Here is a 10,251-nt window from a genome sequence, read left to right on the forward strand (position 1 = left end):
GGCGGCCGAGGCCGGGATGGCGGCAGCGGCGGTGCCGGCGATGACGGCGGCCGCGACGGCCATGACAGTCAGCTTGCTCTTCATGAAGTGCGGGTTCCCCTCGATGGCATCTCGGCGCGCTGGTCAAGTGCGCGCCTACGCCACTGAAGAGGGGCAAACCCCGGGGGAGGTTCGGTATACGGACGACCTTTTTCCGACAAACAGGCGTTCCACGGCGACCACGTACGAGAGCCCGACTCCAGTGCCTGGTCAGGGGCCCGGGGATCAAAATCCAGGTGCTTATGAGCCGGTTCGCACTCGTATACTCGTGCGAGCCCATGGAGGGGGAGGCGGAGACCGTGAAGCTTGCTGAGGCACTGGCGGAACGTGCGGAGGTGACGCGCCGTGTGGAACAGCTGCGAGCGCGCGTCGTCAGCAGTGCGCGCTACCAGGAAGGGGAGACGCCCGCCGAGGATGCGGCTCAGCTGTTGGCTGAGGCCGGTGAGGTGCTGGACGCTCTGGAAACGTTGATCCGCCGGATCAACCGGACCAATGCCACCGTGGAGATGGGTCCGGACGGCACGCTCACCGATGCCCTCGCACGCCGGGATGTCCTGCGGCTGCGTCACTCCGTGGTCACCGCGGCGGCGGACGCGGCGGCGGGCAATGGCGAGCGCGGATACGGCCGGCAGCTTCGGTCCGAGCTGATGATGCTCTCCGCGCTTCCGGTCGCGGAACTGCGCGGTCGGGCGGATGCGCTCGCCCGGGAGATCCGAGAGGTCGATGTGCGGATCCAGCGTACGAACTGGGAGGCCGACCTGCTGGACTGAGCGGTCCGGCAAGCTGGGACGATGTGGAGCAGGTAGCAGTTTCGGAGGCGTGCACACACCGAGGGCCGGCGGTTTTCCAGCCCACTCCTGGTGCGTGAAGAGCAACGCGGGGTTCGACTCCCCATCAACAGCGCAGCTCAGTACCGCGTACAGGTAAAGGTGCACATCGCACAGCACATCACCACGTGCAGATCCGAGGCGGCGAGGGCGGGTTCGGGGCTTTCCACATCGCAGCACCAGGGAGAACGACGATTTTCGGCTGAGCCTGTTGGTCGTCGTCCCGGTTCGCGAAACGAAAAGTGCCCCATCCAGCCGGACGGGGCACTTTCATGGCGCTGAACGCGCGGAACTACGCGTTGCCGAACTCTCCGGCCGCGACGCCGCGTACGAACGCTGTCCATGCATCTCCGGTGAACACGAGGGCGGGACCGGTCGGGTTCTTGCTGTCGCGCGTGGCGACACAGTCTTCTACGTGCGCCATCTCGACGCAGTCCTGGTTCTCGGAGCCGCTGTAGGACGACTTGCGCCAACCCGTGAGCACCGACGCGTCGGGTATACGGCGAGCATTCATTCGGCGCACCCTTTCAGGTAACGATGGATAACATCGAGAGATTCGCTCTCCGGCAGAGCTTGGGAGCGGGCGACATCGAACCGCTGAACGAGCGCCAGCACCCTGCTCGGGGACTCTACACCGTTGCCAGAGGCGAAGCTTTCGACCAGTCCCACTGTGCTGCCGTCCCGCAGAGTCAGCAGCGTCAGGCTGCCGCCCATCATCGGGTGGATGCCGTTGGAGAAGGGCAGCACTTGCAGTGTGACGTTCGGACGTGCTGCCATCTGGATCAGATGCTCAAGCTGCTGAACCGTGGTCTCCCGACACAGAGTTCCGCGCGCCAACACCGCTTCGTCCATGATGGCCCAGTACAGCGGAGGGTCTTCGCGATCAAAGATGGAGGCCCGCCGCTTACGAGCCTCGACCCGAGCGTCAGCTTCCGGCAAACGGTCTCCGGTGACACCGACCGTGAACGACTCGCGGGTGTACTCCTCGATTTGCAGTAGCCCTGGCACCAGACTGCTCGTGAAGACCTGGATGCGGAGGGCTTCGCCCTCCTTGGCGACGATCTTCCGGCTGTAGTCGGCGATGAGGCCGTCCTGAGCCATGGCCAGAAGTTCGACGAACAAGTCGTCGGTCCGGAAGTACGTGTCGAACGCTTCCGCCAGCGCCTCCGAAGGTAGCTGCTCGCCGCGTTCAACCCGGCTGATGTACGTGTGTGGATACCCTACGGCGTTCGCCAGCGCACGCTGCGAGAGCCCGGACGCCTCCCGCAAGCGGCGGAGACGACGGCCGATCATTGCTCGTGGGGTGGCCGCACCATCCTCGTCGTGAAGTTCCATTGGTCGAACGTACCTTCAATCGGCTGTCCACAAGGGGGTTTTGGTGACAGACAAATCATGGTGCGGGCAAGGCGTGGCGGCGAGGCTGGAATTATCGGTAATGGCCGTTCCCCAAGGAGCCAGCCCTCATGGCCTCGGTAAATGTTGCCCCCACTCGCCCCCTTGGCGCATTCCCCTTGCGGGGCGTCGTCCCGTACATCACTGCCTGGTCGTCGGAGACGGAGCAGCGTGGCACGCTCGTCGTCCGGCGTGGTCGGCTCGGGTATGCCGATGAACATCCTTTCGACCGGGACCGGTTCGGGATTCTGTGGCGCCGGGTCGGTGCGAGCCCGGGGGTCGGCCGGCCCGAGTACGGGAGGGTGCACGGCCTGCGGCAGCGCCGCACCATGCTGCGCGTGCTGTGCCAGGTCTGCGGCGGTCCGGCCGACGAGACGTGTGACGGCGTGCTGTGGCTGATGGGCCGCGCCGAGTACGAACGCGAGCCCTGGCCCGCCCCGATCGAGTCGCCGCACCCGCCGGTGTGCCGGAACTGCGCGCTGCAAGCCGTACGGCTCTGCCCCCACCTGCGCGACCACTACATCGCCGTACGCGCTCGGCGCTTCCACCTCTCCGGTGTCCACGGCGCGCTCTACGGCCCCGGCTTCCCGGAACCTCGGGCCATCGACGCGGAAACCCTCGCCCTCGACGACACCCGCACCGCCTGGCTGCGGGCCGGCCAACTCATCATGCGGCTCACGGACTACCGCGTCGTCGACCTCCTCACAGAAGCCGCCGCACCAGCGCTCTCCACCTGACACCGCACCACCGCACCACCGCAGCGCCGCAGCGCCGCCCGCAATTTCAAGGAGCGCGCTTGGCCCTCACGTGGCGTGATGCCGCATGGTCAGTGATGTGGAAGAGCGCCTGACCGTGGGGCGCGTGGCCGGGCGATCGGACTGTTCGACGCTCGTCCGGGTGTCGGCCTCGGGTGCGGGCTGGGCGTGCGGCCGGTCGGAGCCGGGCGCGGGGTGCGCCGTGTACCGGTGCGGCGACGGGGTTGGTCCGGGTCGCAGGTCGCAGGTCGCGGCAAGCCCGCCGGCAGCCGCTTCGACGCGACCAAGGCGGCTCGAACGGAACTGTCCTGACGATCCGTCAAGCAGATGCCTGGCTTGCACTCTCAAGGGGCAATCTTTTATCCGAATTGTGCAACAGGGTGGTGTCAAAACCCCAACTACGCCACTTAACACCTTTGTTGGTGCTGTACTGGGTCATCTGAGACGTCGTCAGGCGCGAGGAGGACCCCATGACACAGGCGACGGCCATCTGCGCGGACTGCTCAACTGCCACGGTGCCGGGTGCGGGCTTCTGCGGGAGGTGCGGGGCGTCGCTCACCGTTTCCGCGGGAGCGAACGCGGCATCGGCGGCCGGTGTTACCGCACCGCCGCGGTGGGGCGGTGGCAGGGACCTGACCCGGTACCTGTGCGCGGCCGTCTTCCTGGACCGGGCGTACGCCGACTCCCTGATCAGGGACGTCGCCGCGGAACCACATCTCGCGGTCGCGCCGGCACCCGGCTGCGACGTGCCGGTGGTGCTGGGCTACGCCTACGAGGCCAACGGCCGCCGGCACGCCCGCGACCTGCTGCTGGCCATCGAGTTGCTGGTGCTGGTGGCGCTGCTGTTGTCGGGTCACGGCGTGATCATCCTGGTGATACTCCTGCTCGCCTGGGCGACCGCGTTCCTGTTCGCGTTGTCCACCCGTTACGGCAAGGTCCTCCGGCGGCTGCGGCGGGGCCGGTTCGACCCGGCGCAGGCACCGCCGCTCAACGCGTCGGTCGCCGCACAACTGGGCCGGATCGGTGCCTACGCACAAGGCAACGTCACTGCCTACAGCGGGTTCTCCCCCTTCACCGGGCACGGCCGGGAACTCGACTCGTGGTCGCTGACCTTCGACGTCACCACATCCGGGCGCGAGGGCGTCGCACCGCGGAACTTCGACGTGACGGATCTGTACGCGCACATGGCCCGCCGGATCGGGGCGCTGTCCCTGCCGCATCTGGAGATCGAGGAGCGGATCTTCGTCGACGGCTCGGCACTGCTGGGCGATGCCCGCTTCCTGCCCGATCCGTTCCAGTGCCCCCTCGCCAGGGTCGGAGCCGATCAGGTGGACGCGCTCAAGCGCGCGCCGGAGGAGTCCGCCCGCGTGTACCTGGCCGTGCATTCCTCCGGTTGGGGCGGCGAGTTGGTGACCTCGCTGTTCCTGCGGTTCATCCGCTCGGACTCGAACCTCTTCGTGGAGGCGGTGCCCACGGTGCTGTGCCCGTTGCAGGCGGACTATCGGGTCATCGACACGCTCTCGCCCCGCCCGAGCCTGCGGCAGGCCGTCGACCTGCTGACGCAGACGCTCTTCAGCACCCCGCTGGTGCTGATCGCCGCGCCCTTTCGCGCGGTCTCGGGATTCCTCCCCGAGATCAAGATGAGGTGGCGGCTGAAGAAGCAGAACCGTCTGATCAGTCGGCTCGGTGTCTTCGACTACGGGGCGCGTGAGAGCGTACGGCAACTCGCCTCCTCCGAGGACTACCGGCGCTACTTCGAGAAGGCCGACAGCGGGATGGCCTTGAAGACGATCGAACGACGGGTCCTGGACGCTCTGGTGGAGTTCGCCGAGGCGCACGACATCGACACGGGCGACCTGGTGCAGCGTCAGGAAGTCATCATCAACAACGGCATCATCGCCAACGCGGGAGCCAAGGTCGACTCGAGCGCGGTCGCTTCGGGCGACAGGTCCTGGATCTCGACCGCCATCAGGAAGATCCCGCTTCCCACCACGGACTGAGCCATCGGCAGGGGATGAACAGGAATGGACGGACGTATCAACGACGGCATCATCGCGACGGGAAGCGCGCAGGTCACGCAGTCCGCCGTCGCCAGTGGAGCCGGTGCACGGGTGGACCTCCGGGTCACGGAATCCGGCCCGGCGGACAGCGGGGCGCGCTCGAACCTGCGGGAGATCAGTGACCTGCTGGCCCGTCTGATCGAGGAGTTGGGCCGCTCCGACCATCCCGACCGCGCCGACCTGGCGGAGTTCGCGCAGGACGCGCGCGAGGAGTTGGCCTCGCCCGAGCCGCGGACGGGAAGGCTGCGCCTGATCGCGCGGACCCTGGTGGACGCGGTGCCCGGCGTCACGGCGCTGGCCACCCTGGCGGCGACGATCGAAGCGGCGATCCGGGGACTTTAGGCGGCGTGAGATGTCCTTCTGCACTTGCTGCGGCGCACGCGTCGAGGACGACGCGGAGCGATTCTGCCCCTACTGCGGGGCGCCCCGCGTCGGCGACGCACCGGACGGGGCTCCTGACGTCACCGGGGTAACCGGGGGTGCTGGGGGAACCGGCTGGGCCGACGGGTATGTACACATCGGCACGACGCGGTTGCCGCGCTGGCTTCCGTGGGGCCTGGCCGTCGTCCTCGTCGTCGGCGGGGCGTCCCTCGGAGTACAGGAAGCCATCGGCCGCCACAGTGCTCCGGCGGTGGCGGACACCGCTGCCGGTTCGGCTTCTCCCGAGACATCCCCCGACAGCTCCGACGACGGATACGGGTCCGGCTCCTCACCGTCCAGCGACGACAGCTACGGCGACGACTCCTCCAGCGACGACGACACGTACGGCGACGGAAGTACGGACGACGCCGATGACTCCGTCTCCATCGTGACGACGTACTACGACGACATCAACTCCGGTGATTTCCAGGCCGCCTGGGACCTCGGCGGCTCGAATATCGACGACGACGGCACGTACTCCGACTGGGTCGCGGGCTTCGACTCGACCAGCCACGTCGACGTCGACGCCGTCGACGAAGGTCAGGGCGAGGTGAGCGCGGACATAGCGGCCACCCAGGACGACGGGACGGTGAAGTCCTACCAGGGGACGTACACCGTGACCGACGGCGAGATCGTCGACGCCGACATCCACGAGGTGACGTAGCCCGAGGTGGCCGCGCCCGCGGTGGCGCCCGCCCCGGCCCACGTCACCGGCCGCGCCGCGCCGCACCCGCACCCGCACGTCGGCGCCGAGAGGACCGGCCGCGGATGATGAGGAGGGGCGGGAGCGATTTCGCGTTAGTGGCTGCGCGGCTCAGGTGGATCTATAGGATCGTCCCATCGAACGTGCCCGGGACGGTGCGATCTTGAGCGATCTTGGGGGACCCGTGGGCAACGGCAGCGGGGACGACTGGCTCGACCTGGCCGACGCGATCACGCTGCTGCGCCGGCAGGTGGCCGAGGCGCAGCGGCGGGTGGTGACCGAGGGGGACGACGGGGTCCACTTCTCCCTCGGGGAGATCACGCTGGAGCTCGGGATGGAGCTGACCGGCAGCCGGAAGGCGGACGCCGGACTGCGCTTCGCGGTGGTCAGCGTGGGCGGCGGCGCCGAGCGAACGCGCCAGGCCACCCACAAAGTCACGGTGCGGCTGGACGCACGTGGATCCGATCATGCTCCGGTGAACGTCTCCGATGAGGAGTAGACCGGCCCGGTAGCTGCCGGGTAGCTGTCCGGGACGACGGGAGGGGGCCGGATGGAGTTCGACCGGCGGGTGCAGATCCGGGTTCACCGGGAGACCGGCACGACGTTCGGGTCCGGTTACCTGGTCGCGCCGCGACTGGTGCTGACGTCGGGTCATGTTGTCGAGGGGGCGAGGGGGCCGGAGCCGACCCGGGTGACCGTCTGCCGGCCGGACGCGGGAACGGAGCAGTTCCCGGCGGCGGTTCGGTGGTGGCGTGTCGACGATCAGGTCGATGCAGCGCTGGTGGAAGTCGACGGACAGGCCGAAGTGGCGGTGCATGACAGTGGAGTTGGCCAGGCCGAAGTAGCGGGGCCGGACCGGGGGAATGGCCAAGCCGAAGCAGCGCAGCCGGGCGAGGGAGTTGGCCAGGTCGAAGTAGCCGGGCCGGATGGGGGAGTTGGCCGGCGGTGGCAGCCGCCCGAGTCGCTGGCCGACATACGCACCCGGCCGCCGCAACGATGGGGCCGGATCATCGGCACCCGCCCCCACCCGGTTGCCGTCGCCGGCTTCCCCCGGATGGAGAAGGACCCCAGCAGCGGCGATCGTTTCGACGGCCAGATCAGCGGCGAGATCATGCCGGGGACCGGCTCGCTCGCCGGTCGCTACGAGGTCTTCAGCAAGGACGCGACCATCCCGGTACGGGACGGCACCGGCACCGGCTGGTCCGGGATGTCCGGAGCCGCGCTGCTGACCGAGAGCCGCCAGAGCGGACTGCTGTGCGGGGTGGTCCGCGCGGACCGGCAGGCCGTGGGCGGCACCCGGCTGACGGCCACCCCGGCCTCGCTGCTGCTCGCGGACGACGGCTTCACCGCGTTGATCGCCGAGCACGGCGGCTGGCAGCCGCTGCTGGAGGCCGCCGAACCGGTGGACCTGCTCGAACCAGCCTCCCCCGAGCGGGACTTGCGCTCGCCCGCCATGCTGCTGCGTGCCGACGCCGAGGCGGTGGCCTTTCGCGGGCGGGAGGACGAGCTGCGCGCGCTGCTGGACTGGTGCCAGGGCGACGCCGAGGGCTTCTCGGTGCGGGTGGTCACCGGGCCCGGCGGGCAGGGCAAGTCCCGCCTCGCCCGTCAACTGGCCGACGACCTGCGCGCGGAGGGCTGGATCACCGGGCACCTCCGGGCGGAACTGCGGGACAGCGACCTCGCCCTGCCCGAGCTCAGGTCCCTTGAGACCGCGCTCGACTTCCTGCTGGTCATCGACTACGCGGATGCCCGCCCGAGCCTGGTGCGCCGCGTCATCGACCAGCTCCGGAGCTGCCGGCACCGTACCCGGCTGCTGCTCCTCGCCCGTACCGGCGGCGCCTGGCAGAGCGACGGGCTGACCGCGTCGCACGCGGACGAGATCCTGGCCAGGGCCCCGACCACCGAACTGGCCGCACTGGTCGGTGAGGGCGGCCCGCCCGAGGCCCTGGCCGCGCTGTTCCGCAGTGCGCTCGGCGACCTCGCCGATCTGCTGGAGGAGTTACCGGGCCTGCCGGGACGCCCGCCCGCCGGATGGCCGGCCCTCGCGCCGGCCCTGGGCGTGCCTGGACAATTGGGCCTGGACGGCCACGAGTCGGTGCTGACCGTACAGATGACCGCGCTCACCGTCCTGTTGCAGCACGGCTCGGCGCCGGCCCTGGTCGCGCCCGAGGAGCCCGCCGAGGCCACCTTGCTGCGGCACGAACAGCGGTACTGGCTGCGGGCCGCCGAACGGCTCGGGCCGATCGATCCGACCATCCTCCAGCAGGCCGTGGCCGTCGCCGCACTGTGCGGGGCGAGAGACGAGAGCGAGGCGCTCGCCGCCGTCGGTGCGCTCCCCGGCGTTCCGCCCGCTCGGGCGCCGGTCGTAGCGGCCTGGCTGCGTACCCTCTACCCGGCCGGCCCGGACCGGTTCTGGGGCCCGCTGCAACCCGACCGGGTCGGTGAATACCACGCCGCCCGCGCCCTGCTCGACCTCGATCCGCCGCTCCCGCTGGCCGCCCTGCTGGCGCGATCCTCCGCCGACCAGCAGGTCCAACTGGTGACCGTGCTGGCGCGGGCCGCCGCCGCGGACCACGGGGCGGGCCGTCCGGCCAGGACGGCCGCTGTGCAACAGGCGCTGCTGGAAGCGATGACGGCCGGCAGCCTCAGCGTCGAGGTGCTCAACCGGCTCCGGATCATCCTGATCTACTCCTACGACGGACTGGACCAGCTCGCCCTGAAGCTCGCCGAGGACTCCGTGACCGCAGCCCGGCGGCAGGCGGCGGACGGCTCGGCGCCCGCACTGGACGCCCTTGGCACCGCGCTGGCCCTGCTCAGCACCGCGTTCAGCGGCGCGGGCCGCGCGGAGGAGGCCCTGAGCGCGGCTCAGGAGCAGCTGCGGGTCATCGAACGCCTGGACCGCAACCACCCGGGCCGCGATAGCGCGTACGCCCACGCGGTGAGCACGCTGAGCTCCTGCCTGGCCGCTGTCGGGCGCGACGAGGAGGCGCTGAACGCCCTCGGGCAGTCGGTGGAGCTACTGGAGCGGCTGGGGGAGACCGACCGGCAGACCAAGGCGAGACTCGCCTGGAACCTGAACAACCTGGCCGACCAGCTCTGGGACCTGGGCCGCCTCGACGAGGCCCGGCGGGCGCTGCGCCGGGCGGTGGAACTCTCCGAGCAGCTCGCCGTCACCGACTTCTCCCACGAGATCCTGCTCCCCGTCTGGCGTTCCAACCTCGCGGCGCTGCTCGTCGGCATGAAGCGGCACCAGGAGGGTCTCCGGTACGCCGAGGACTCGGTGCAGGGGCTTCGACTGCTGGCCCGCCGTGACCCGCGCAACTTCGAGGGCCGCCTCATCTCCTCGCTGGTGAACCTCGGCAACATCCTTCACCAGCTGGGACGTTCCGCCGAGGCGTGCGACGCCATGCAGCAGGCGGTCGGCATCGGGGAGCACCGGCGGCGGATCGGGCTCGCCGACGCCGAGGCGGAGCTCAGCCTCGTCAAGCACACCCTCCAACTCGGCCTCTGGCAGGCCCTGTCCGGCTCCCTGGAGACGCTCCCGGGCGCGCTGCATCGCGCGTTGGACCTCTGGTACGGGCTCGACCCGGAAGTGCCGAAGTACCAGCCACTCATCGCCTCGCTCCTGTCGGACGCGGCGGCCATGCTGAGCGACGACGGCCGCTGGCCGGAGGCCCTGGAACCGTCGATGGCGGCGGTGGAGATCTGGGGCGGGCTGCTCCGCGCCGAACCCCCTTATCACCGCCGCGACTTCGTCGAGGCGTACACCGTGCTGCGGGAGGTGACGCTCCGGGTCGGGTCGCAGCCGGTTCCCAGGAACGCTGCCATGGCGATGCTCAACCGGCATCTGGCGGAGCAACTTCCCTACGTATTAGCGGTGTTGGACGAAGCCGAGGAGGCGGCGAAAGCCGCGGAGGCCGCGACTCACCGTGAGTAGCGCCGTCGATTCGACGAACCTGCGAGTGGGCAACCTTGCCGGGAGGGGCACTAGCGGTACGCCTCCGCGCGGGCGGCCAGGGACAGGACGCGTTGGGCGCCGGCCACCACTGCCGGGT

9 protein-coding genes are annotated in these 10,251 nt (G+C 69.7%); 7 read left to right on the forward strand and 2 right to left on the reverse strand.

Annotated features, from left to right (window positions below):
• Nucleotides 1–338: 338 nt before the first annotated feature.
• On the forward strand, nucleotides 339–809 hold the full coding sequence (locus AC13HU_RS22145; protein WP_483043667.1) for a DIP1984 family protein: 471 nt from the start codon (nucleotides 339–341) through the stop codon (nucleotides 807–809).
• Nucleotides 810–1,158: 349 nt separating this feature from the next.
• Here the strand turns inward: AC13HU_RS22145 and AC13HU_RS22150 are convergent, their stop codons facing one another.
• Both AC13HU_RS22150 and AC13HU_RS22155 read right to left on the reverse strand, forming a co-directional pair.
• Nucleotides 1,159–1,380, reverse strand: coding sequence for a DUF397 domain-containing protein (locus tag AC13HU_RS22150; RefSeq protein WP_483043668.1), 222 nt, complete (start codon nucleotides 1,378–1,380; stop codon nucleotides 1,159–1,161).
• On the reverse strand, nucleotides 1,377–2,201 hold the full coding sequence (locus tag AC13HU_RS22155) for a helix-turn-helix domain-containing protein (RefSeq protein WP_483043669.1): 825 nt from the start codon (nucleotides 2,199–2,201) through the stop codon (nucleotides 1,377–1,379). Before AC13HU_RS22155 ends, AC13HU_RS22150 begins: the two co-directional genes overlap by 4 nt.
• 359 nt (nucleotides 2,202–2,560) lie before the next feature.
• Between AC13HU_RS22155 and AC13HU_RS22160 the strand changes: the two genes are divergently transcribed.
• The 6 genes from AC13HU_RS22160 to AC13HU_RS22185 all read left to right on the forward strand — a co-directional run bounded on the left by AC13HU_RS22160 (nucleotide 2,561) and on the right by AC13HU_RS22185 (nucleotide 10,133).
• Entirely contained in the window at nucleotides 2,561–2,995 is a 435-nt protein-coding gene (locus AC13HU_RS22160; RefSeq protein WP_483043670.1) for a hypothetical protein, read from the forward strand.
• Between the two features lie 488 nt (nucleotides 2,996–3,483).
• Complete coding sequence (locus AC13HU_RS22165) at nucleotides 3,484–5,013, forward strand: zinc ribbon domain-containing protein (RefSeq protein WP_483043671.1); 1,530 nt, start codon at nucleotides 3,484–3,486, stop codon at nucleotides 5,011–5,013.
• A gap of 24 nt (nucleotides 5,014–5,037) precedes the next feature.
• Entirely contained in the window at nucleotides 5,038–5,415 is a 378-nt protein-coding gene (locus tag AC13HU_RS22170) for a hypothetical protein (RefSeq protein ID WP_483043672.1), read from the forward strand.
• Nucleotides 5,416–5,425: 10 nt separating this feature from the next.
• Nucleotides 5,426–6,157 (forward strand): zinc ribbon domain-containing protein, encoded by a 732-nt coding sequence (locus AC13HU_RS22175; RefSeq protein ID WP_483043673.1) that lies wholly within the window; start codon nucleotides 5,426–5,428, stop codon nucleotides 6,155–6,157.
• 202 nt (nucleotides 6,158–6,359) lie between these two features.
• Nucleotides 6,360–6,695: a trypco2 family protein gene (locus AC13HU_RS22180; protein ID WP_483043674.1), complete on the forward strand. Its 336-nt coding sequence runs from the start codon at nucleotides 6,360–6,362 to the stop codon at nucleotides 6,693–6,695.
• A gap of 51 nt (nucleotides 6,696–6,746) precedes the next feature.
• Entirely contained in the window at nucleotides 6,747–10,133 is a 3,387-nt protein-coding gene (locus AC13HU_RS22185; RefSeq protein WP_483043675.1) for a tetratricopeptide repeat protein, read from the forward strand.
• Nucleotides 10,134–10,251 lie beyond the last annotated feature (118 nt).

The organism is Streptomyces sp. NH27, assembly GCF_056859195.1.